Annotated in this window: 19 protein-coding genes and 1 tRNA gene; 4 read left to right on the top strand and 16 right to left on the bottom strand. The window is 37.7% G+C overall.

Annotation, left to right across the window (positions count from 1 at the left end; translation table 11 throughout):
- Window positions 1-60: 60 nt before the first annotated feature.
- From ZA06_RS03950 to gmd, 7 genes are all read right to left on the bottom strand, one after another.
- Window positions 61-1,323, bottom strand: a complete 1,263-nt coding sequence (locus ZA06_RS03950) for an ABC transporter ATP-binding protein (RefSeq protein WP_053976087.1) — start codon at window positions 1,321-1,323, stop codon at window positions 61-63.
- Window positions 1,324-1,415: 92 nt separating this feature from the next.
- Entirely contained in the window at window positions 1,416-2,276 is an 861-nt protein-coding gene (locus tag ZA06_RS03955) for an ABC transporter permease (protein WP_053976088.1), read from the bottom strand.
- A gap of 98 nt (window positions 2,277-2,374) precedes the next feature.
- Window positions 2,375-3,445, bottom strand: a complete 1,071-nt coding sequence (locus tag ZA06_RS03960) for an NAD-dependent epimerase/dehydratase family protein (RefSeq protein ID WP_053976089.1) — start codon at window positions 3,443-3,445, stop codon at window positions 2,375-2,377.
- A 3-nt stretch (window positions 3,446-3,448) separates the two neighbouring features.
- Window positions 3,449-4,513, bottom strand: a complete 1,065-nt coding sequence (locus tag ZA06_RS03965) for an NAD-dependent epimerase/dehydratase family protein (protein WP_053976090.1) — start codon at window positions 4,511-4,513, stop codon at window positions 3,449-3,451.
- A gap of 221 nt (window positions 4,514-4,734) precedes the next feature.
- Window positions 4,735-6,126 carry a UDP-glucose 6-dehydrogenase gene (locus ZA06_RS03970; RefSeq protein ID WP_053976091.1) on the bottom strand — a complete coding sequence of 464 codons (1,392 nt, stop codon included), beginning with the start codon at window positions 6,124-6,126 and terminating at the stop codon, window positions 4,735-4,737.
- Window positions 6,127-6,130: 4 nt separating this feature from the next.
- Window positions 6,131-7,087 carry a GDP-L-fucose synthase family protein gene (locus ZA06_RS03975; RefSeq protein WP_053976092.1) on the bottom strand — a complete coding sequence of 319 codons (957 nt, stop codon included), beginning with the start codon at window positions 7,085-7,087 and terminating at the stop codon, window positions 6,131-6,133.
- 9 nt (window positions 7,088-7,096) lie between these two features.
- Entirely contained in the window at window positions 7,097-8,215 is a 1,119-nt protein-coding gene (gene gmd, locus ZA06_RS03980) for a GDP-mannose 4,6-dehydratase (protein ID WP_053976093.1), read from the bottom strand.
- 514 nt (window positions 8,216-8,729) lie between these two features.
- On the opposite strand from gmd, the gene ZA06_RS03985 reads away from it, so the two are divergent.
- From ZA06_RS03985 to ZA06_RS04000, 4 genes are all read left to right on the top strand, one after another.
- A complete protein-coding gene (locus ZA06_RS03985; RefSeq protein WP_053976094.1) occupies window positions 8,730-12,275 on the top strand; it encodes a T9SS type A sorting domain-containing protein in 3,546 nt (1,181 codons plus the stop codon).
- 64 nt (window positions 12,276-12,339) lie between these two features.
- Complete coding sequence (locus ZA06_RS03990; protein WP_053976095.1) at window positions 12,340-12,522, top strand: hypothetical protein; 183 nt, start codon at window positions 12,340-12,342, stop codon at window positions 12,520-12,522.
- Between the two features lie 526 nt (window positions 12,523-13,048).
- Window positions 13,049-13,675 carry a phosphoenolpyruvate carboxykinase (ATP) gene (locus tag ZA06_RS16870; RefSeq protein WP_157503083.1) on the top strand — a complete coding sequence of 209 codons (627 nt, stop codon included), beginning with the start codon at window positions 13,049-13,051 and terminating at the stop codon, window positions 13,673-13,675.
- Window positions 13,676-13,707: 32 nt separating this feature from the next.
- Window positions 13,708-14,748 (top strand): nucleotidyltransferase family protein, encoded by a 1,041-nt coding sequence (locus tag ZA06_RS04000; protein WP_053976097.1) that lies wholly within the window; start codon window positions 13,708-13,710, stop codon window positions 14,746-14,748.
- Here ZA06_RS04000 and ZA06_RS04005 read toward each other — a convergent pair.
- The 9 genes from ZA06_RS04005 to ZA06_RS04045 all read right to left on the bottom strand — a co-directional run bounded on the left by ZA06_RS04005 (window position 14,745) and on the right by ZA06_RS04045 (window position 24,130).
- Complete coding sequence (locus ZA06_RS04005) at window positions 14,745-15,473, bottom strand: zinc-dependent peptidase (RefSeq protein ID WP_240472198.1); 729 nt, start codon at window positions 15,471-15,473, stop codon at window positions 14,745-14,747. The genes ZA06_RS04000 and ZA06_RS04005 overlap by 4 nt on opposite strands.
- Window positions 15,474-15,719: 246 nt before the next feature.
- Window positions 15,720-15,793, bottom strand: a tRNA-Arg gene (locus ZA06_RS04010).
- A gap of 19 nt (window positions 15,794-15,812) precedes the next feature.
- On the bottom strand, window positions 15,813-16,262 hold the full coding sequence (locus ZA06_RS04015; protein ID WP_053976099.1) for a GatB/YqeY domain-containing protein: 450 nt from the start codon (window positions 16,260-16,262) through the stop codon (window positions 15,813-15,815).
- 164 nt (window positions 16,263-16,426) lie between these two features.
- Window positions 16,427-18,391, bottom strand: coding sequence for a cell division protein FtsZ (gene ftsZ / locus ZA06_RS04020; RefSeq protein WP_053976100.1), 1,965 nt, complete (start codon window positions 18,389-18,391; stop codon window positions 16,427-16,429).
- A gap of 30 nt (window positions 18,392-18,421) precedes the next feature.
- On the bottom strand, window positions 18,422-19,765 hold the full coding sequence (ftsA, locus tag ZA06_RS04025; RefSeq protein ID WP_053976101.1) for a cell division protein FtsA: 1,344 nt from the start codon (window positions 19,763-19,765) through the stop codon (window positions 18,422-18,424).
- 3 nt (window positions 19,766-19,768) lie between these two features.
- On the bottom strand, window positions 19,769-20,488 hold the full coding sequence (locus tag ZA06_RS04030; RefSeq protein WP_053976102.1) for a cell division protein FtsQ/DivIB: 720 nt from the start codon (window positions 20,486-20,488) through the stop codon (window positions 19,769-19,771).
- Entirely contained in the window at window positions 20,478-21,833 is a 1,356-nt protein-coding gene (gene murC, locus ZA06_RS04035; RefSeq protein ID WP_053976103.1) for a UDP-N-acetylmuramate--L-alanine ligase, read from the bottom strand. Before murC ends, ZA06_RS04030 begins: the two co-directional genes overlap by 11 nt.
- Window positions 21,834-22,928, bottom strand: a complete 1,095-nt coding sequence (murG, locus tag ZA06_RS04040; protein ID WP_053976104.1) for an undecaprenyldiphospho-muramoylpentapeptide beta-N-acetylglucosaminyltransferase — start codon at window positions 22,926-22,928, stop codon at window positions 21,834-21,836.
- On the bottom strand, window positions 22,928-24,130 hold the full coding sequence (locus ZA06_RS04045) for an FtsW/RodA/SpoVE family cell cycle protein (protein WP_053976105.1): 1,203 nt from the start codon (window positions 24,128-24,130) through the stop codon (window positions 22,928-22,930). The genes murG and ZA06_RS04045 overlap by 1 nt, the downstream gene beginning before the upstream one ends.
- Between the last annotated feature and the right edge of the window lie 5 nt (window positions 24,131-24,135).

Here is a 24,135-nt window from a genome sequence, read left to right on the forward strand (position 1 = left end):
TCATTGAAACAATCTTCAAATAGAAAATAGAATCCATTAAGCAAAATTTCCTTTTTAAAATTAATGTTCAAAATAATGTTCAACAAATATCCCATCTTTTTTAACTGGAACATTACCTGTTAAAAAAAAGTCTCCTTTTTCAACATCCAATTTCAATACTGATTCGATATCATCCTCAATTCCTTTATCAGAATACGCACTAAGTTGAATAAAATATTCCCCTTCTGGTAAAGGAAATTTTGGTATTCTAAAAACAAATTTTCCCTCAGAATTAATATCTATTCTTTTATCGCTAAAGGCATTGTTACATAAAAACAAATCTTGCCCATCAATATTAGAAATCACTAATCTAAAAGCTACATTTTTAAGAGATATCTTTAAAGAATAGCTAATCTCAAACTTTACTTCCATTCCACTCATTGCCTGTTCTACAACTTCTCCCTTAAAGTTTAAAAGTTTAATATCTGTAAACCTTAAATTCTTACCATTGGTTCTATCCATTCTCTCATTCAATTTTAATGAAATTTGTTCCCTACTTTGCTTTAAATAAAAATTAACGCCATCTTCAGTGTCTCCCATATAGGCGAACGTACCATTCTGCATAACAAGAACCTTGGAACACAAATTCTGAATACTTGCCATGTTATGACTTACAAACAACACAGTACGTTCCCCTCCCCTGCTAACCTCTTTCATTTTACCTATAGCCTTCTTTTGGAATTCGGCATCACCAACCGCCAATACTTCATCCACAATTAAAATTTCAGGTTCCAAATGCGCGGCTACCGCAAAAGCCAAACGCACATACATTCCAGAAGAATAGCGTTTAACAGGCGTATCAATATAACGTTCGCAACCTGCAAAATCTACAATTTCATCAAATTTTGAGGATATTTCCTGTTTGGTCATCCCCATAATGGCCCCATTCAAAAATACATTTTCACGCCCTGTTAATTCAGGATGGAAACCTGTACCTACTTCTAATAAGGAAGCAATCCGCCCACGAGCCTTGATACTCCCCGTTGTTGGAGACGTAACCCTACTCAGCAATTTTAACAACGTGGATTTACCAGCGCCGTTTTTACCTATAATTCCCAAGACCTCCCCTTGATGAACCTCAAAGTTGATATCTCGCAGTGCCCACACATAGTCCGAGTTTCCTTTACTCGTTCTATCATTGGTTTCGCCAATTTTCAAATATGGGTCTTCCTTCCCCCTCAAAGTATGCCACCAACGGTTCATATCATGGGCAAAAGAGCCCGTTCCCACAGTCCCCAATCGGTACTGTTTACTTAAATTTTTTATTTTTATTGCAGGTTTCATATAACTGCTTGCCTTTATTTGTTATCAATTTTCAACGTCAGTTCGAGTGATTTCCACTCCCTAGGGAGTGGAAATCGTATCGAGACCCCAAACTATACCGTATCCATAAAACTCTTTTCTACTCTGTTGAAAGTAACAACTCCAATAACCAACAATACTAGCATCACTACTAAACTGTAGCCCAAAGCCAACCAACTAAAATGGCCTACTCCCAAAAAGGCATAACGAAACGTTTCTATAACAGCACTCATAGGATTGGCCATTATGGCCATTCTCATTTTTCCATGAACAGAACTGGCCGGATAAATAATGGGCGTGGCATACATCCCCAATTGAATGGCAAACCCCAACAAAAAGGTAAAGTCACGATACTTAGTTGTTAAGGATGTTATGACTAAGCCAAGCCCTAATGACAGTCCTGCTGTCATGACTATTAATACAGGTAGTAATAAAATCATTACATTAGGTCGTAATGGAGCCTCTGTAAATACAAGATAATATAGATAGATTACTAAGAATAGGACAAACTGCACTCCAAAGGTCAACAATTTAGATACAATTAAACTCAAGGGAGTTACTATACGAGGGAAATATACTTTACCAAATACAGCTTTGTTTGCTACAAAGGTATTGGACACCAAGGAAAAAGCAGTTGCAAAATAATTCCATAACACAATCCCCGACAGATAAAATACGGCAGGCGGCATACCCTCAGTACTCATCTTGGCAATCCCCCCAAAAACAACCATAAACATAATAGTAGTTAATATGGGTTGAATAAAAAACCATAAAGGCCCAAAAATGGTCTGCTTATATACCGCTACAAAGTCACGACGCACAAACAGCATTAATAAATCGCGATAACGCCAAACTTCCTTTAAATTTAAATCTAATAATTTTGATTTGGGATTAATTTCAATAGTCCAATCATCATTTTGGATAGTCTCTTGCATACTTTTAGCTATAGTAGTTTCTTTAGGGCTATTCTTTTTTATAATAATTCTAAAATATTGCCGTTTTATTTTTTATATTATCGCGTTTATTTTTTATATTATCGCGCACTCAACTCACACCACCCCTCTTGAGTCTTGGCAAAAGTGGCTATTTCCAGTAAAATAGTTTCTATACTTATTTTAGGAGCCCAGCCCCAAACGTCTTTTGCTTTTTGAGAATCCAAAACCATCCAAGGAATATCAAATGGGCGTTCTGTATTGGTACTCTCTACCATATTTTGACCAATATTTGTTTCACACCAAGTGGTTAATTGTGCTAATGACATGGAATTCTGTACACCGCCGCTTACATTCACAATTTTTGGTTTACTAGAAATACTAGGCTCCTTCATTTGTATTAAAATAAGGGCTGCTAAATCATTGGGGTGCAAACAATCCCTAACTTGATAGCCTGACCCACCAAAACCGATATATTTTAATGGTCGATTCTCTTGGAAACTGTGAATCCAGAAGGCAAAAATACCTTGAGCAGGGTGTCCAAACTGCCCTGCACCCGCAAGCACCCCACAACGGTTCACCCATACTGGAAACCCAAAGGTTTCTCCATATTCCAAGGCTAAATGTTCAGAAGTTACTTTTGTACTACCGTACAAAGAAACCGGAGGTAAGGTACTGTAAGTTTCATTAACACCATTCACAGTAATACCTACAGGAAAAGTTTGCTCAAGACTAGGTTTAAAAGCATTGTTCTGCTCAGACATTTGTAGGTTTGCCAAATCTGGGATGGAATACACTCTACTTGTAGATAATAATACAAAGCCAGCTTTATATTTTTTACAATATTCTAAAAGATTAATAGTTCCTCCTAAATTATGCTCCACTAGCTGTCTACTACTAGTTTTCCCATCGACTCCTGCCAACACAGAAGGGTTAGCCGCCGCATCAATTAAAAAATCAGCTTGAGGAATCACTTCCAAATCACTAGTATTCCTAATATCGCCTTTAAATACCGTAATACCCAAATCCTGCAGAGGTTTCAGATTGGTCCAACTCCCAGAGCGAATAAAACTATCCAACCCGAAAATTTCGAAATCCGGATTTGTTTTTTTCAAATGTCTAGCAATGGTAGATCCAACAAACCCACAGATTCCTGTAATAAAAATCTTCATATATTACCCTTCTTGTTCCACCAAACGTGTTTTCCACGACTCAACTATCTGCCTGATGGTTTCATCTAAGGAGATTGTAATATCCCAATCAGGATAGTGTGCTTTCATTTTCCTTAAATCACTGTAATAACAGATGTGGTCACCCTCTCTGTTCTTATCAGAATACACATAGTTCATAGTTTTACCAGAATACTTTTCGGCAATTTTGAAGGCTTCCAAAATAGAACAGGTATTATCCTTTCCTCCTCCTAAATTATATACCTCGGCAACTCTCGGAGCCTTAATAAACTCTTCAATGAATCTTGAAATGTCATATGAATGAATATTATCCCTTACTTGTTTTCCCTTATAACCAAAAACAGTGTACTGTGTCCCATCCAAATTACATTTCACCAAATAACTCAAGAAGCCATGAAGTTCTACACCTGTATGATTTGGACCAGTTAAACAACCTCCTCGAAGCACGCAGGTTGGCATATTAAAATATCTTCCGTACTCCTGCACACAGACATCAGCAGCAACTTTAGAGGCTCCAAACAAAGAGTGTTTACTTTGATCGATGGTAAAATCTTCAGCAATTCCAGTTAAATACTTCTCATCCGCATAGTCCCAACGCGTCTCCAATTCTACCATTGGAATTCTATTAGGAGCATCACCATACACCTTATTAGTGGACAAATGCACAAAAGGAATATTTGTAGAATATTGACGTGTCGCTTCCAACATATTGAACGTTCCTACAGCATTAGTATCAAAATCATCAAATGGAATGTCTGCCGCACGATCATGACTTGGTTGTGCAGCGGTGTGCACGATGGCATCTGGAGCGATGTCTTTAATGGTTTTCAAGACCCCTTCGCGATCGCGAATATCCAACTCTACATGCGTAAAAGCGTTCAATTCTTTTTCTAATCTAGCTTGATTCCAACGCGTATCGCCTTTCTCTCCAAAAAAGACAGCTCTTTGATTGGCATCGATGCCATAGATTTTCCAACCCAATTTATCAAAGTGCTTACAAACCTCAGACCCAACCAATCCCGATGATCCTGTTACTATTAATTTTTTCATATCCTAAATATTTCTTATCTGTGTTTCTAAATTCAGTTCAACCAACCATCAATACAACTGACAATCAGAGACATTACATTTTTACAACTCTCAAATTTAAATGAATTCTACTATAAATCAAGTGAATTCATAAATATTAAATATAGCTTTACAAGCTATTAAAATTGTCCTTTAAATGCCGCTATGCAACTTTAGCACAACCCTATCAAAATATAACTCTTTTACTTTCCTATCACGTAAACATCAAACCCCAAAGCGTCTAATTTCCCATAATCCAAAATAGTACGCCCATCAAACACAAATGCCGGCTTCATCATATTCTCATATACCTTGTCCCATTCGTAAGCTTTAAACTCATCCCATTCTGTCAACACAGCTACGGCATGTGCTTGTTCCATAGCGTCATATGGATTATCGACCACTGTTACTCTATTTTTTATTTCTTCGGAAGACAGCGTTCCTAAATATTCTAAATCGGAATATATTTGTTCTTCGGTAACCTTAGGATCAAACACGACGATATTGGCCTGTTCTTGAAGTAAGTGCTCTGCCACATAAATGGCCGCACTCTCCCTAGTATCGTTAGTATCCTTTTTAAAAGCCCACCCCAAAAAGGCGATCTTTTTATCTGCAATAGTATTATATAAAGTTGTAATGATCTTTTTAGCAAAACGATACTTTTGGTAATCATTCATGATGATGACCTGCTCCCAGTAATTAGCCACCTCATTTAGTCCTAGAGATTTGGAAATGTATACCAAGTTTAAAATATCCTTTTGAAAACAAGAGCCTCCAAAACCAACAGAGGCTTTTAAAAACTTAGGTCCAATTCTAGAATCTTTCCCAATTGCTCTAGATACTTCCTCTACGTCTGCTTCGGTAGCTTCGCATAATTCCGAAATAGCGTTAATAGAAGACACACGCTGAGCTAAGAAAGCATTAGCTACCAATTTGGATAACTCAGAAGACCATACATTGGTTGTTAAAATCTGTTCTTTTGGAACCCAGCTAGCATAGATATCCACTAAAGCTTGCATTGCTTCTTTACCTTCAGGAGTATCCTCTCCTCCAATCAGCACTCTATCTGGACTTTGCAAATCCTCCACTGCAGTACCTTCAGCTAAAAACTCAGGATTGGATAAAATAGAAAATTTATGACCATTTCCTGTATTCGCTAAAATACTTTTCACCGCTTGAGCTGTTCTTACGGGAAGGGTAGACTTCTCAACAACAATCTTATCTCCCTTAGCTACTCTAGCAATTTGACGTGCACACAATTCTACATATTTTAAATCGGCGGCCATTCCTTTTCCTTCTCCGTAGGTTTTGGTAGGCGTATTTACTGAAATAAAGACCATTTCAGCCTCTTCGATAGCCTTGTCTACTTCAGTAGAAAAAAAGAGATTTCTTCCTCTTGCCTCTTCTACTACTTTATCCAAACCAGGTTCGTAAACCGGTAATTTCGACAAATCTTCGTCATTCCAAGCTGCAATCCTAGCCTTATTAAGATCTACAACCGTTACTTTTACATTAGGATTTTTTTGGGCAATTACAGCCATTGTAGGACCACCGACATAACCAGCCCCTATACAGCATATATTTTTTATTGTCATTACTTTAATTTGAAAGTTTTACTTGCTTTATATCTTCTATGTGTTCTAAAAACCATTGATAGGTTTCTGCTATCCCCTCTTTCAAAGGAATAGAGGCTTGCCAACCTTGTTGGTTCAATTTAGACACGTCCAATAATTTTCTAGGTGTTCCATTAGGCTTGGTCGTATCCCAAATAATTTCCCCATGATGACCAACTATTCCCTGAATAGTCAGTGCCAATTCTTTAATTGTGATATCCGTTCCTGTACCAACATTATATAAATGTTCTGATAGTTTATTCTCTATTGCAAACACTACAGATTTAGCCATATCATCCACATGCAAAAATTCACGCATAGGTTCACCACTTCCCCATAAAGTTACGGGTACATTATCGTTTAGTTTGGCTTCATGAAACTTTCTAATCATAGCCGGTAGCACATGGGAAGTTTTTAAATCGAAATTATCATTTGAGCCATACAAATTGGTAGGCATCAAACTTACAAAATCCTTCTTGTATTGTTTCCTAATAGCCTCACATCCCTTTACACCTGCAATTTTAGCGATGGCATACCACTCGTTTGTCGGCTCCAAACTATCGGTTAAAAGATATTCTTCCTTTAAAGGCTGTGGTGCCAACTTTGGATAAATACATGAACTTCCTAAAAACACAAATTTAGCGACATTATGTTTATGCGCTGCATCAATAAGATTGTTTTGAATTTGTAAGTTCTCCATTAAAAATTGGTAGGGGAAGTCATTGTTTGCCAAAATACCACCTACCCTAGCTGCAGCGTCAACAATAACATCTGGCTGCTCTTGAGCAATGAAATGCATAACTGAACTTTGATTCCGCAAATCCAACTCTGTACTGGATTTGCCCATCAAATTATTATATCCTTTTTGCTCTAATGCTCGCCAAACGGCAGAACCCACCATGCCCTTGTGGCCTGCAATATATATTTTTGAAGATGTATCCATTCTTAAAAACTATTCAAAATAATTTAAAATTTGATAATCTCCTTCTTTAAGATACTGTTCCTTTTTCATTAATTTAAGGTCACTTTGCATCATATCGTTCACCAAATCCTTCAAATCATATTTCGGAGTCCAACCTAATTTATTATTTGCTTTTGAAGCATCTCCAATAAGCAAATCTACCTCAGTTGGTCTAAAGTACTTAGGATCCACAGCAAGAACTTCTTTCCCTATTTCAATTTGATATTCCGGATTATCACAGGACACTACATAAGCTTTTTCTTCAACACCTACACCTTTAAATTCTAAAGTGACACCAACTTCGGCAAATGCCATACGTACAAAATCGCGTACTTTTGTAGTCTTTCCAGTAGCAATCACCCAATCTTCGGCCTCATCTGCTTGTAAAATCATCCACATCATCCGCACATAATCCTTAGCATGTCCCCAATCGCGCTGCGCATCAAGATTCCCTAAGTAGAATTTATCCTGTAAACCTAAGGCAATCCTTGAAACAGCTCTGGTAATCTTTCTAGTCACAAACGTTTCCCCTCTAATTGGAGATTCATGATTAAATAAAATACCATTACAAGCATACATTCCGTAGGCCTCACGATAGTTTACAGTAATCCAATAGGCATACATTTTAGCAACCGCATAGGGGCTACGTGGGTAAAAAGGGGTTGTTTCCGACTGCGGAACCTCTTGCACTTTTCCATACAATTCAGATGTTGAAGCTTGATAAATCCTTGTTTTCTTTTCCAATCCCAATAGTCGCACCGCATCCAAGATCCTTAACGTACCAAGACCATCTGCATTTCCAGTATATTCAGGCACTTCAAATGACACATGAACATGACTCATGGCCGCCAAATTGTAAATTTCATCTGGCTGAATCTCTTGAATCAAACGAATCAAGTTTGTACTATCGGTCATATCTCCATAGTGAAGAATGAAATTTCTATGGGATTCATGTGGATCTTGATATAAATGATCAATTCTATCAGTATTGAATAAAGAAGAGCGACGTTTCAACCCGTGTACGACGTACCCTTTTTTTAACAAGAATTCACTTAAATAAGCACCATCTTGACCTGTCACCCCTGTAATAAAAGCTATTTTTTGCTTCATGCAGTTTATTTTCTGTTATAAATATTCAAAACGAAAAGTATAGATATTAATTATTCCTCTATCATTAGACCAATCTGGACGCCGTTCAAAATAAACAATACCAAAAACACCCAAACACAATCATTACCAATCAATTACAAAACATCAAACTCTCACTATATTATCCAATTCAACATATTCAATATACAATTGAAACCTCCTCATTTTAATTTTTTCTTTTCCTTTGTAAAAATAAACCGAATCTAACAACCAAAAAAATTATACATCGAAAACATTAAATTTTTAATAATTAAACAATTAAATTATCATTACCCTTGATTTTTACGTCTTTTTTTGCGATTACATCACATCCGACCTAACACCCTTAATCATATTACAAAAATCCATTTTCATCGTTTAAAGACCTATAAATTCGACACAAAGTTACATCTCAAAATTTGTATGATTAATCATTCAAAATTAGTATCTTTATGTGCATATTTGCAGAACAATCAACTTTTTTATCTTAGAAATTATGGAAAAAATTACTTTTTCGTTCTTAATATTGTTATTTTCAGTCACTACCGGTTTCTCCCAAGACATTACCTTGGTAGCCATTGATAATGACAATTCTAATGACCCCACCTTAACAGGTAGTGCCCTCTCTTTGTCCTCTGAGGGCTTCACAATAGGCCTTGGCATTTCTCCACAAATAGCAACTGCCGCTTTTACCGCCAACAATTGGGTTGTAAACGGGACAGAAGTAGACGCTACTGAATATTTTCAATGGTCCATAACCGCAGATACAGGTTATGACGTTGTTGTAAATGGTATCCAAATCGAGTTGAGACGAAATATTTCAGGACCCAATAATTATGTAATCCAGTATAGTACTGACAACTTTGCTACTCCAGGTACAATTGCCGGAAGCGGAACGCTTCCTGTAGATTTAACTAATTACAACCCAGATTTCACTGGACTAAACATTTCATCGGGAACAGGTGGCACCATTACCTTTCGCTTATATGCCTGGGGAGCAACCGCTAATGCTGGCTGGCTACGTGTAATGAGTGTGAATTCTTGGGACGAATTAGGCATCGATAATGCTGGTGCCCTAATTACAGGAACCGTAACGGCTAATACCCCCAACAGTACTGAATCGGATATTATAAGTACAGACTTCGATCCAGCTGACAATTTTATATATAGCAATTACAATGATACTTCTGGATTAACTACAGAGAACGCCTTAATGATTGGGGAATTTGAAATACGAGATGGAGGAGCTTCTGCACCAGATGCAGATGATCAACCCACCATTCTAACCGATCTAGGATTCACTATTTCCAATTACGAGAATATTGCAACCTTGGCACTTATGGACGCTCTTGGAACTAACGTCGCGGAAATAACCTCTGTTGGTGAAAATACACAGTTTTTGGATATCTCAGGCTTACAAACAGAAGATGACGAATCCAATACCTTTAGCTTGTATGCTACATTCAAGACAGAAGTAACAGATAATGATCAAATTCAAGTCACTATTACAGACGCTGCAGCAGATGCTATTAACGGCTCAAGTTTTGCGAGTATAGATGCAGGCGGCGCCGCAACGCCAATTGTTGGAGATGACAACCGCATAGAAGTTACCGCTGTCCAAATTGTATTTGACCAACAACCTACCGACACAAATATTTATGTTATCATGACTCCTTACCCAACCCTACAAGCGGTGGACAATAATTTAAATATAGATCTAGACTATGCAGAATCATTTACTGTATCATCTTCTGGTAGCATGGAACCTCCTGCAGGAGCATACAGTTTTGTAAACGGGATTGCTATACTTGATGAAATAATGTTTACTGCCGAAGGCTCGAACATATGGCTCACAGTAACTATTGGCACACCTCCCATACCATCTTTTACGGCCTATTCTGAGCTTTTTAACGTTAATGGTCCTTTGTTTACGATAGCCCAGCAAGATTTTGACGGAAGTACTCCCGAGTGGCCTTACACAACAGATTTGGCTTTCTTTGGTTCTACATGGGGAGAAGCTTATTACGGAATTGTCGATGCAGCTTCTGCTACACCACTAAGCAAACCCGAATTTTCCGGAAATATTTTAGGCATAAATGATTTAAGCGATGGAACCACACCAACCACTTATGCCATAATCACCTTTGAAGATGTTAACGTGAGTATTTTTGACAACATGATCTTAACCTTCGATTGGGAAGTGATTGGATTTAACAACGATAACGACGATGTTCTTTACCAACTAGTGATAGATGGCATAGGTCAAGGCTACAATTATCTATTTGACGGAAACAGTAGCAGCTCTATAACAGATGGATCTGGTTCTGAAGCCATTTCTATTCCAGATACAGCGAGCACCGTTGGCTTACAAATCCAAGTAAGCAACAACAACCTTAATGATTTTGCCGGTTTTGACAACTTTAAACTTAAAACCGCCTTTGACGGTTTAGTATATAGTAACAACAACTGGCTAAACTCTGAGGCGCCAGATGGCACTACGAATGCTGAAGACGCCCTTATCCTCAGCGGAACTTATAACGTAGGCACCAATATTGGGTTAAATCATCTTTTAATCAATGAAAATGCAGCTGTCACTATTTCCCTGGGACAATCACTTACCTTGAACGGCAACATGATCAACAATGGAACTTTAGAGCTCAATTCGGCTTCAACTTCATATTCAAGCTTAATTGTAAGCGGTACTGTTAACGGTGAGGTAATTTACAACCGACATGTTAATGAAAACCAAAGTGTAGGAGGAAATGATTTGATTGCCCCTCCATTAGTAGGTCAAACTTTTGGGGAGTTTGCAGCAAACAATTCAAACATCCTTTCAAACCCTTCCATTCCGAGTCAAAAGCTTTTTGGCCCATTTGAAAAATCATCGGGCACCTATCTTCTTTATGATTCAGTAGACAATGCAAACACTATGTTAATGACAGGTACTGGTTATCGAGCAGCATCATCTGACACAGGCGGATCTACCTTTGCTTTCGAAGGAAATGTAATTACAGAAGATATAAACATACCTATAACTAACAGCGGCCCCTCCTATTCTATTTGGAATTTAATAGGCAACCCCTATCCTTCATATGTTAAATTGTCAGAATTTTTAAGCGCCAATAACAGCAAATTCAATTCCATTAAATCAGGTGTTTATGGTTATGACGGTAACGCCCAAGATGGTTGGACCATATGGAACCAAGCTTATTCCGATGCCAACATAAATGCAAAGATAACTCCTGGTCAAGGTTTTTACGTATCCTGTGCTACTAGTTCCGCTAATATTAATTTTACTACATCAATGCGAACTACAGGTACCACAGATGATTTTATTGCAGGTAGAATGGACAATACTAGCCCACATAAGGCCTTTTTTAGCATAGAACTCTTTAATGAAAACAGTTTTTACCAAACTGAATTCTATTTAAATGACAATGCTTCTCTTAGCTTTGACCAAAATTATGATTCGGCACTTTTCGGCAATATTCCCTCATTCTCGGTTTATTCAAATTTAGTAGAAGGCAATGATAATTCCCCTTTAGGCATTCAATCACTCCCAGGAACTATTTCAGAAAGCATAACAATTCCGTTAGGAGTAGAAGCAAAACAAGGGCAACAAATCAATTTTTCTCTTTCCAATTCTACATTAGACCCAAGTGCCGAAGTATATTTGGAAGACAATGTAAAAAATACTTGGACTCTACTTAACACTTCAAACTACTCTTTGACAACAGATGCAGACCTTAGTGGTGTAGGAAGGTTTTATCTTCACCTTTCAGCTAATGCTTTAGGAATTGAACATAACCTTTTGGACAGTTTAAAAATTTATTCCAACAGCAACTCCATTAGAGTAGTTGGAGATATAATTCGGAATACTTCTCTAAAAGTTTATGATATACAAGGTAGACTGGTTTTAAGTGAAAACACACCTAAAGATACGACTTCGCATACTATCGACACATCAAACTTAAGTCACGGCACTTATGTGATACAAATTGAAAATGAAAATGGTAAAAAAACTAAAAAACTAATTCTATAATGTTAGTCATAAACAATTTGCCAACTATAAATATTTAGTACTTTTGACTCAACTCGATTGTCTTATGAAAAAAGAGAAACAACAAAATAACATAACAAGAAAAGAGGCTATGGCCAAAATGGGGAAATACGCAGCTTTAACGGCAGTGGGAACCTTTTTGATTCTCAGCCCTCAAGAATCTCAAGCCCAATCAATTACAGACCCTTCTGATCCTGGAGGAAATCCTTTTGGCGGTATAGGGGGGTAACAAACTTATTTTTATCATTTTTTTGAAAGAAAATCTACAACCTAACTATAAAAGCACGATAGGACAATCTATCGTGCTTTGGTTTTTTAACAGTAATCGATATGTTATTGTTAACAAATCTACATACAATTATATAAAATTGTATTTGAGCTGTGATTCTATTGATAATTTTCAAAAACAAATATCCAATCATAAAATCAACTCAAAAGAGCTTTATCAAGATTTAGAAACCTTCCTTATTGATTGCAAACAAAAAGACCCAACTGCTCTCGATACAACTTATTCAAATCTTGACAAAAAATCCAAAATAACCATTTCATACCAATACAATATTTTTCAAAAGCCAACACAAGTCAACTACGCCACACCAGCCCTAAAATCTTATTTACACCCAAATATTAGCCATCTTATAGCTAAAAAAAACAATAAACTTGACTGCCGGTTTGATATATTGAGTAATGAAAAACATATTCTCCTCTATAAAAACAATGACTTTCTTTATGCTTTTCCAAAAAAGAAGTATCATATGCTTCAAGGAAAATTCAACTTCTTGTTGCTATGTGAGCTTTACAACAAAGAAGAACGCGATTGGTTAGGAACTTTCCATGCATCAACATTGGGAAATGGAAAAGAGGCGATCATGCTTATAGGTGATTCTGGTAATGGAAAAAGCACTTTAAGCGCTCTTCTCATGGCTCACGGTTTGGATATAATTTCGGATGATATTACGGCTATGTTAGCCGATAATTTACATGTCTACAGAAACCCCAATGCTATTTCTATAAAACAAGGAGCCGTTAAAATACTAAAGCCATTCTTTCCAGATATGGACGACTATGATGAAGTTTTCATCAACGAGAGCAAAGGATATGTCAAGTATATTCCACCCACTAACATCAATCCTAAAAAATTTGATTTCCCTTGCAACAAAATTGTCTTGGTAAAATACGACAAAAATACTCCTAACACTGTACTAGTGGAACTAGACCCTGCAAAAGCATTAGAAACACTCATTCCTGAATCGTGGATCTCACCGGATCCCAAGCATGCTAAATTGTTTTTGAATTGGCTGGAAACGGTTGAATTTTATTCATTAACATACAATAATAATGAAGAAGCAATTTCTAAATTTAAATCATTATTTTCCAATTAATCGTATATTACTCTTCTCAATAATTTCAGTAAATGCCTTCCCTAGAATCTACATTTTTAAGGATCGCTGAGATCTTAAGCTTCGAATCTAATGATTCTCAATTACGACAATCCCTTTCTTCCCCAGAAATGGATTGGGATAATTTGGTAAGAGTTGGCAGCAGCCATCTCATACTCCCTGCAATTTACAATAGGCTGCAAGAAAAGCAATTATTGGACACACTTCCCAGAGAACTCATTGAATACCTGGAGAAAATTAACAGCTTAAATCTAGAAAGGAATACACAGATCTTCAAGGAAGTTCAATTTATTTGTCAACTTCTTACCAAACATCAAATAAACCATGTTTTCGTAAAGGGCACAGCCTTGTTGGCAAGTGGTTTGTACAAAAGCTTGTCTGAGCGGATGATTGGAGATATTGATATATTGGTTCAGGAAAACCAAATTGAACAAGCTTTTAAATTACTACAAGAGGAAGGCTATAACAAATATTACACCTTCAGTTACCAAGTCAAAAACCACAGACATTTCCCAAGACAAGTGTCGGATGGTAAATTGGCTGCTGTAGAATTACACACAGAGCTGCTACAATTTCAACACAGGAAATTAATTAACCTTGACGAAATGCTTCAAACCAAACAATTGGTTAATGGTATCTCGATTCCTAATAATTATTATCTCAATCTGCATACCATCCTAAGTTGGCAAATAAATGACCATGCCTACTTCTACAACCGTTTATCGCTTAAAAATAGTTATGACAGCCTCGTTCTTGGTCTTAATAAAGATGAAAAGCTATTGAACTCTTTACTTTCAATTAATATATGTGCCGCTTACATTTCCTTAAATACAGCTTTGTTTAAAGAATATGACCAGATTAAATTTGTTGGAAGCCTAAAGTTTAAACAAAAAAAATACCTATACACCTTAAGCCATCAACGCTATGCCAGACTTGATTACACCATAAAATATGCTTATGTAAACACAAAAGAAAGAGTGGTTACCTTTGCTACCAATAAAAGCTATAGAAGCCATATTCTCAAAAATAAATTTTTCAAGAGGAAGAAAACCTAGTAACCAGCAAAGTGGAAGTTGAGCATTTGCTTGGTCTTGGCATAGATCTCAGGAAATAGAGATTTAAACTCTTGAGGTGTTTCGATAAAAGTCTCAATAATTACAGCAATAAATTCAAATTGATTGGTATAGGCATAATTCCTAAAGTATTCTGACTCTACCAATGATTTTCTCAACTCTTCATCCTTAGATAATAAATCTATCAACTCCTTGAATGAATCGGAAAAAATTGCTGAACTAACATCCCCTTCCTTGTAGCTATTCAAATGAATGGCATGGGCAAATTCATGGATCCCTAAATTCAAATTATCATTTTGAATTTCATAACCTGCTTCAAAATCTTTCCATGACAATACCAACGCTTGCAATTTAGGGTTGAATTCTCCTTTATGGTAGGAATCATTCATTTTAGAATAAAAGGCTTCTGGATAAATAAAAATCTTATCAATGAGCCCAATGTAAAAATCCCGGAATCCAAAGGTTAACATTACAGCAGTAGCAGAAATAAGCACTTTCATTTCTTCTGTCACTTCAACCCCATCTCTTCCAATAAAATCCTTATCCGAGATAAAAGAAGCCACCCTGTGCTCAAAAAAGCGTTGTTGTTTGGGATACAACTTTTTGTAGAAACTGAATTTATTTCGAAGAATGGAACGCTGTTTCTTATTTAATGACTTCAACAAAAAAGGAACATGCACGTAAAGTGGTCTTTTATATCTAATCACATATCTAAATTCAAACATTCTCCATGCAAAGTACATAAGCATAAAAAAAAGTCCGACTAAAAAAACTCCCATTACAGTTGAATCTACTCCCGTCAAAATATTATGAAGATTTGATAATTAGTTTCACAAATAACGAGAAATACTTTGATTGATTATAAAAAATATCAACATTAACTTAACATTTTTTATACCATCGTTCAACAACAACAAAAAAGCTCAGCATTTATAATGCTGAGCCTTAATTTGTGACCGCGGAGGGATTCGAACCCCCAACCCTCAGAGCCGAAATCTGATATTCTATCCAGTTGAACTACGCAGCCAATAATACTTTATCTCTCACTAAGACAATTTAGCCTTAACTATACTTGCAATAGTCTTTCCATCAGCTTTTCCCGCCAATTCTTGGTTAACAGCTCCCATTACTTTTCCCATATCTTTCATTCCCTCTGCACCAACTTTTGCTATAGTAGCAACCACAACAGCTTCTACCTCTTCATCGCTCAATTGCTCCGGTAAAAATTGACTGATTACTTCTGCCTGAGCCAATTCTGGCTCGGCCAAATCCTCCCTATTTTGCTCCATAAAAATAGTGGCGCTATCCTTACGTTGCTTTACAAGTTTAGAAACAATTTTCAATTCCTGCTCTTCGGTTAGACCTTCTGCAGATCCTGATTCGGTTTGCGCCAACAAAATCTCAGATTTAATAGCTCTCAAAGCCGCCAAAGCTGTTTGATCTTTAGCCTTCATTGCCGTTTTCATAGCAACCATTACTTCTTCCTGTAAACTCATAATAGGGTGTTTTATTGAACTGCGAAGATAATAAAAAATTAAGATTGCATCTGTCAGTTTTGGGATTGAAAAACCACTTGTTTTACAAAAATAAAAAACCCGGAAAGCCACCATAATACCTCCCGGGTTTGACACAAGTGTGATACACTAAACTAAATTTGCTATTAATCTACGTTGTCGTGTAAAAATGAATTGTTACTCCTTAATTGAATGTCATCGTTGTCGTCAGTTCCAACAGACATTCTGGAAGCATTGGTTTCAGAAGAGTGCTGAGACTCTGCCAAATTCACACCCTGTCGTTTGTAAGCAGGTTCTTTTTCTATTTCGTCAATTTTCGCTGTATTGAATTTATAGTTGAAGTCCTTCATTTTACGACGTCTCTCATCGGCACGCTCTTTTAGAAGGTCAGAGATAGGACTATTCATAGGATCCACTTCTTCTACTTCACGTCTTTGAGGTTGCTCAGGCTCTACGACCTTACGTTCAAAAATGATATCCTCTTCAACTTTAGTTTCTCTTTTCAACTTAGCTTGACTGCTAGATGTATCATTATCCATAAAGTCGTCCAAAGCGTAACGTTTTTCACCTTGTTCATTGGCTTCTGTTACTGGAATAACTTCAATATGGTCATTTACCTTTATGTTTTTGATCTCTCTAATGCTTCGTATTTCATCATCAAGATTGAACAACATTTTAGGCTCATTTCCCATACCATGCTTAGGCTTCTCTTCCTGTTTTGGAGGTGTACTTAAAGGCAAATCGAAAGTCAAGGAAATCTGCTCTTCTTGCTCATATTCCCTTGTAATCTTCTTCTCTTCCTTAACCTCTTGAACCGGAGTGATGATAAAATCTTCTTCACTCATAGTTTTGTGGTCTAAAACCTCTTCGTAAGAAACATTGATATTCTTGATAAACTCGGTTGTTGGAATCAATTCAGAATGCGGCTTAGCTTGAGCCACTTCTTCCTCTTCTTCATCCATCAAGGTGTGAACTACCATTTTTGGAGCCTTAGGCTCTTCCTTTTCCAAAACAATATCTGGAGTAATGATCGCAGGATCTTGTTCCTTCACCTTTACTTCATCCTTATCATCTTCAAGGGCGTGAACCACTTTCTTTATTTCGGTATTGGAAATCTCGTGTTGTTGATCAATGTTAAATCCAGTAGCAATGATGGTTACAGAGATAGATTCTTGAAGCGATTCATCTTCACCTACCCCCATAATGATATTGGCACCATGACCAGCTTCGTTTTGAATGTGGTCATTGATTTCTCCAATTTCATCGATAGTAATTTCCTGAGATCCAGAAACGATAAGCAACAATACGTTTTTGGCTCCAGTAATTTTATTATCGTTCAACAATGGCGAATCCAAAGCTTTCATAATAGCTTCCTGTGCACGCGTTTTACCGGAAGCAGAAGCAGACCCCATTATAGCGGTTCCACTATTGCTTAATACGGTTTTGGCGTCACGTAAATCGATGTTTTGGGTATAGTGATGCGTAATTACTTCCGCTATACCTCTAGACGCGGTGGATAACACCTCATCAGCCTTTGAGAATCCAGCCTTAAACCCTAAGTTACCATAAACCTCACGCAGTTTGTTGTTATTGATAACGATCAAGGAATCTACATGACTTCTCAGTTTTTCAATTCCTCTTTGGGCTTGCTCGTTTCTTGTCTTTCCTTCGAATTGGAAAGGCATGGTCACAATTCCTACAGTTAAAACATCCAGTTCTTTCGATAATTTGGCGATTACAGGAGCTGCTCCAGTACCAGTTCCACCGCCCATTCCTGCAGTAATGAATACCATTTTTGTATTGGTATCCAACATGCGTTTGATATCTTCTAAACTTTCCAAAGCAGCTTGCTCCCCAACTTCTGGGTTGGCACCTGCTCCTAATCCTTCGGTTAAATTTACCCCTAATTGGATCTTGTTTGGGACACCACTATTTTGTAGTGCTTGAGAGTCTGTATTACAAATCACAAAGTCAACGCCCTTAATTCCTTGCTGGAACATGTGGTTGATGGCGTTGCTTCCTCCACCTCCAACACCAATCACCTTGATAACGTTGGATTGGTTTTTTGGTAAATCGAATGCAATATTCCCAAATTCGTTAATGTTGCTCATATAATTAGTTCTTTACTGGATTTATATTAATTATTCTGCGTTATCTAAAAAATCTTTTACTCGTTCTGTTAGTTTATCCAAGAAGGATTTTCGCTCCTTTCTTGGCGGTTCCTGAGGTTGCTCTTCCTCAACAATATCTTCAGCAGGAGTCGGCTCTACTTCAGGTTCTTCAACCACTTCCTCAACAACTTCTTCCTCAATCCGTCTGCGCTCTTGACGTTTCAAACCGTCCATCACCAAACCAACAGCTGTAGCATATAGAGGGCTAGCCACATCTTCGTCACTGTCTCCAGCCAAATGCTCGTTAGGATACCCAATTCTGGTATCCATTCCTGTGATATATTCTACCAATTGCTTTAGGTGTTTTAATTGGGCACCTCCACCCGTCAACACAATTCCTGCAATCAGTTTCTTTTTCTGCTCTTCGTGGCCATAGTTTTTGATTTCCACATAGACTTGTTCTATGATTTCAACCACACGTGCATGGATAATCTTGGACAGGTTTTTCAAAGTAATTTCCTTTGGTTCCCTTCCTCTCAATCCTGGAATGGACACAATCTCGTTATCCTTGTTTTCACCTGGCCATGCCGATCCAAACTTTATTTTCAACAATTCGGCCTGCTTTTCAATGATTGAACAGCCCTCCTTGATATCTTCTGTAATTACGTTTCCTCCAAAAGGAATTACCGCCGTATGACGGATGATTCCATCCTTGAAAACCGCTAAATCGGTAGTACCTCCCCCTATGTCGATAAGCGCGACTCCTGCTTCCTTTTCTTCTTGGCTCAAAACGGCATTAGCAGATGCTAAGGGTTCCAAGGTAATGCCTTCCAACTCCAACCCGGAACTTTTTACACATCGACCAATATTTCTGATAGAGGACACTTGCCCAACTACCACATGGAAGTTAGCTTCCAAACGTCCACCATACATTCCAATTGGCTCTTTGATTTCGGCTTGACCATCTACTTTGTACTCTTGAGGCAATACATGAATGATCTCTTCACCAGGCAACATCACCAATTTGTGCACTTGATTGATCAACATGTCAATATCATCATCATCAATTACCTTATCGGAATTTGTTCTAGTGATATAATCGCTATGTTGCAAACTACGAATGTGTTGTCCTGCGATACCTACAGTTACCCCTTCAATTTTATATCCAGATTCCGCTTCGGCTTCTTGAACCGCTTGCTGAATGGACTGAATGGTTTGGGTAATGTTGTTAACCACACCTCTGTGTACACCTAAACTTTTGGATTTTCCAATTCCAAGAATCTCAACTTTTCCGTAATCATTTTTACGACCTATCATGGCCACAATCTTTGTGGTCCCTATGTCTAATCCTACTGAAATCTTATTATTTTCCATTCCTTACTTTTTGGTGCAGATGACCTGGTTATCAAATTTTAAGTTCACCGCTCTATAACTGTCAAGTGTTTTATCTTTATAGGCCATTTGGTAAAAAGCCTTGAGATTATTTATTTTTTTGTCAAGTTGTTTTAAGGTTCCAACCTTCACTACAAAGTCGTTCAATCTAAATTTTAGTTCTATGGATTTGTCTTCGTTCTGGTGAATTTCTACAACGTGCTGTTTTAAAAATTCATCTGTATAAACCTTATTAGCAATCTTGTAAACGTTTTGCAAATCGTTTTTCACTACAGTGCCAGTAACTAAAGGCACTCTTGCGGAATAATTTGCAGACAAAGGCATGTAGGAGCCTTCGGTGTCTATATAGTAGGATGCGTTTGTATTTACTCTTGCAATAGGTTGTTTTTGCTCAATTTCTGTGGTGATCACTCCATCAACACTCATAAATACTTGAGCTTCCTTAATCAATGGGTTAGAATTCAGGGCAGTCTCTAGGTATTTCAAATCTATAATTTCTTTAGGCTTGTTTGCAATTGGCTGTTCATTTTGTATTAACAACTTACTAACAGCCTGATGCGTAATGAATAAATTATCATCTCCAACAAAGTTGATTTGCGGGGCACTTACCCTGCGTTTGGCATTTCTTACAGAGGAAAACGCAAACAGCCCACTCACCATAATGAGCAGGATCATCAGCTTTATATGTCCTTTGTTAATTCGCAACGCTCAACGCCTGTTTTATAGATTGCACTTCTTCTCCTATATCGCCAGCCCCCAATGTTAAAACCACTGTAGCTTCCGATGCTTTTATAGCCGAAATCAACTCCGATTTTTCAACCAAAGCCTTATGGCTATTTGATACTTTATCCAACAACCATTGAGAAGTTACCCCTTCAATTGGCAACTCTCTAGCTGGATAGATATCCAATAATATCAATTCATCAAATTTTGACAACTGCTCGGCAAATTCATCCACAAAATCACGCGTTCTACTGAATAAATGAGGTTGAAATACAGCCAAGACCCTTTGCCCTGGATACATTTCCCTTACAGCTTCATAAACAGCTCTAATTTCTTCCGGATGATGCGCATAGTCATCAATCAATACCTTATCATTTGTTTTGATATGATAAGTAAATCTGCGTTTAACCCCCTTATAAGACGCTAATGCTTTGGCGAGCTGCTGGTGAGGGACTCCATATTCTGCAGACATCGCCAAGGCAATTAACGCATTCGACAGATTGTGTCTACCAGGTAGGTCAAATTTGAAATCTTCAAGTATGGTTCCATTAGGTGTTTTTACATCAAACACATAGGCACCACCTTCTATTCTAATATTTTGTGCAGCATAGTCGGAATCATCCTCTATACCGTATGTTATTCCTTTTAAAGGCAAACCATTTCTAACAAACAGTTTCCCTTCTGGTTTTAATTGCTTTGTAAACTGAACAAACGATTCCTGAAGCGCTTCCTTTTCGCCATAGATATCCAAATGGTCGGCGTCCATAGAGGTGATACAAGCCATATTTGGAAACAAGGTTAAAAAGGACCTGTCAAATTCATCTGCTTCAACAACTGTGACCTCAGTTCCTTCCAAAATCAAGTTGGAATTATAGTTTTGACTGATTCCTCCCAAAAAAGCGGTTACTTCTACCCCACACTCCTTCAACAAATGCCCAAGTATACTAGTGGTTGTGGTTTTCCCGTGAGTTCCCGCCACAGCCAGACAGAAGGTTTGCTTGGTAATTTCTCCCAACACCGCCGAACGCTTCATTACCATAAAACCATTGGATTTGAAATATTCCAATTCTTTGTGATCTTTTGGCACTGCGGGTGTATACACCACTAAGGTATTTTCAGTATTTAGAAAACGCTCCTCAATTTGACCTACAGCATCTTCAAAATGAACTTTAACACCGAGTTCTTCCAAGGCAACCGTCACTTCGGTCTTGGTTTTATCATACCCAGCCACATACTTATTGTTGGCCGCAAAATATCGCGCCAAAGCACTCATGCCAATACCTCCAATTCCTATAAAATAGACGTTATGTATGTGTTTAAATTCCATTTATTTCTTCAAAAGTTTTTCAACTTCATCCACAATGTCCTTGGTAGCATTTACCAAAGCCAATGTTTTAATATGTTTACTCAACGACTCTCTTTGCTCTTTTGAACTCAATAATTTTGAGAACTCAGATTGAAAGTCGTTATCTAAATCTTGTTCCTTTATCATTACCGCGGCCTGTTTTTCAACAATGGCCATGGCATTTTTGGTTTGGTGGTCTTCGGATACATTTGGCGACGGGATAAAAATCACAGGTTTTCCAACCACACATAATTCCGACACCGAACTTGCACCTGCCCTTGAAATGATAACATCTGCAGCAGCATAAGCCATATCCATATTGTTCAAAAATGGATGCACCTGTACACCTTCCATTTCATTGTAGCGTTTATATTGTTGATAATACAACTTGCCACATTGCCAAATTATCTGGACATTTTGCTCTTGCAAATACTCCAGTTGGCTTTCCACCAATTCATTTATTCTTCTAGCCCCAAGACTTCCTCCCAAAACCAACAAGGTATGTTTACCGTGTTTTAATTTGAAGATGTCTTTGGCTTCAATTGTTTTATTGTCTATCTCTAATAAATCCTGACGGATTGGGTTGCCCGTTTTTACCAATTTCTCCTTTGGAAAAAAACGTTCCAAACCATCATAGGCCACACATACTTTATCTACCTTCTTTGCCAAAAGCTTATTGGTGATTCCTGGAAAGGAATTCTGCTCTTGGATCAAACTTGGAATATGTTTGGAAGACGCCACATACAGTAACGGCCCACTTGCAAATCCACCAGTACCAATAACGATATCCGGCTTGAAAGTTTTGATAATTTTCCGTGAACGCAACAAACTAAGCCCCAATTTGAAAGGAAACATGGCATTTTTCAAAGTCAACTTACGTTGAATTCCAGAAATCCAAAGTCCCTCGATAGAATACCCAGCTTGGGGCACCTTTTCCATCTCCATTCTATCGCTAGCACCTACAAATAAGAATTTAGCCTTCGGGTAACGGGACTTTAATTCATTTGCAATGGCAATGGCAGGATAGATATGACCTCCTGTACCGCCTCCAGACAATATGATTTTATAGTTCCCCATTATATCGCTTCACTTAAAATTTCAAGTGGATTTTCTTCAATATTTATATCTTCTTCCTGCACTTTTATTTCTTCCCTTTGAGCACTTACACTCAAAATGATTCCTACCGCCAAACAGGTCATCCAAATAGAGGTTCCCCCACTACTTATCAATGGCAACGTTTGTCCCGTAACAGGGAACAATTCTACGGCAACCGCCATATTGATCAAGGCCTGAAATACGATTGGTAAACCAACACCTAAGACCAGTAATTTTCCAAACACAGTATCCGACTTTTGGGATACAATTACCACCCTAAACAAAAACCATGAGTACATTAATAACAAAAACAAACCGCCTAAAAGACCGTACTCTTCTATGATAATTGCAAAAATGAAATCGGATGATGACTGTGGCAAAAAGTTCTTTTGAACACTTTTACCAGGACCAACCCCCTGGATACCTCCAGAAGCAATTGCTATTTTGGCTTTTTCTATCTGATAATCTTCTTCGGTGTCTTCACCATTGGAGAAATTTTCTATTCGGCTTATCCACGTATCTACCCTGTTGGGCATTAAATCGGGGAATGCTTTCGCTACCAAAACAAAGAATGCTAACCCTAAAATTCCAGAACCTACTATAACCGCCAAATGCCTTATGGGATACCCGCCAATAAAGGTGAGCACCAATACCATTGCAAACATTATGGCCGTTGTTGAAAAATTCGCCGGCAAAATTAATATTAATACGAAAAAAACAGGCATCCAAAGCGGCAAAATACTTTCCTTAAAGGCTACTTTTTTATCTTGAATTTTCGAAAGGTATCTCGCTACATACACCATCAACACCACAAAGGCCAAGGTTGAAGTTTGAAATGACATTCCCACAAGAGGAATCTGTATCCATCTACTCGCGTTAGCGCCCTCAATAGTAGTTCCTTGCAACATAGTAACCACCAACAACACCAAAACCACCGGCAACATTACCATGGACAAGCCCCTAAAATAGCGATACGGAATCTTATGCGTACCATACATGATTACAAAGCCCAGAAACAAATGCACAAAATGCTTCACAAAAAATGTAAACGTGCCTCCTCCACCTACAGAGTACGCCAAATTACTGGACGCACTGTATACAGGAAGGAATGAGAAAATTGCCAACAGGGCCACAATAGCCCATATTAAACGATCTCCTTTTATATTTTTAAACAACTTTTGCACGTTAC

Source organism: Mangrovimonas xylaniphaga, assembly GCF_001280435.1.
GTDB lineage: Bacteria > Bacteroidota > Bacteroidia > Flavobacteriales > Flavobacteriaceae > Mangrovimonas_A > Mangrovimonas_A xylaniphaga.

Excerpts from the sequence above, each read along its gene's own strand:
- ZA06_RS03950 (WP_053976087.1), bottom strand. The coding sequence starts at position 1,323 with ATGAAACCTGCAATAAAAATAAAAAATTTAAGTAAACAGTACCGATTG.
- ZA06_RS03955 (WP_053976088.1), bottom strand. The coding sequence starts at position 2,276 with ATGCAAGAGACTATCCAAAATGATGATTGGACTATTGAAATTAATCCC.
- ZA06_RS03960 (WP_053976089.1), bottom strand. The coding sequence starts at position 3,445 with ATGAAGATTTTTATTACAGGAATCTGTGGGTTTGTTGGATCTACCATT.
- ZA06_RS03965 (WP_053976090.1), bottom strand. The coding sequence starts at position 4,513 with ATGAAAAAATTAATAGTAACAGGATCATCGGGATTGGTTGGGTCTGAG.
- ZA06_RS03970 (WP_053976091.1), bottom strand. The coding sequence starts at position 6,126 with ATGACAATAAAAAATATATGCTGTATAGGGGCTGGTTATGTCGGTGGT.
- ZA06_RS03975 (WP_053976092.1), bottom strand. The coding sequence starts at position 7,087 with ATGGATACATCTTCAAAAATATATATTGCAGGCCACAAGGGCATGGTG.
- gmd (WP_053976093.1), bottom strand. The coding sequence starts at position 8,215 with ATGAAGCAAAAAATAGCTTTTATTACAGGGGTGACAGGTCAAGATGGT.
- ZA06_RS03985 (WP_053976094.1), top strand. The coding sequence starts at position 8,730 with ATGGAAAAAATTACTTTTTCGTTCTTAATATTGTTATTTTCAGTCACT.
- ZA06_RS03990 (WP_053976095.1), top strand. The coding sequence starts at position 12,340 with ATGAAAAAAGAGAAACAACAAAATAACATAACAAGAAAAGAGGCTATG.
- ZA06_RS16870 (WP_157503083.1), top strand. The coding sequence starts at position 13,049 with ATGCTTCAAGGAAAATTCAACTTCTTGTTGCTATGTGAGCTTTACAAC.
- ZA06_RS04000 (WP_053976097.1), top strand. The coding sequence starts at position 13,708 with ATGCCTTCCCTAGAATCTACATTTTTAAGGATCGCTGAGATCTTAAGC.
- ZA06_RS04015 (WP_053976099.1), bottom strand. The coding sequence starts at position 16,262 with ATGAGTTTACAGGAAGAAGTAATGGTTGCTATGAAAACGGCAATGAAG.
- ftsZ (WP_053976100.1), bottom strand. The coding sequence starts at position 18,391 with ATGAGCAACATTAACGAATTTGGGAATATTGCATTCGATTTACCAAAA.
- ftsA (WP_053976101.1), bottom strand. The coding sequence starts at position 19,765 with ATGGAAAATAATAAGATTTCAGTAGGATTAGACATAGGGACCACAAAG.
- murC (WP_053976103.1), bottom strand. The coding sequence starts at position 21,833 with ATGGAATTTAAACACATACATAACGTCTATTTTATAGGAATTGGAGGT.
- murG (WP_053976104.1), bottom strand. The coding sequence starts at position 22,928 with ATGGGGAACTATAAAATCATATTGTCTGGAGGCGGTACAGGAGGTCAT.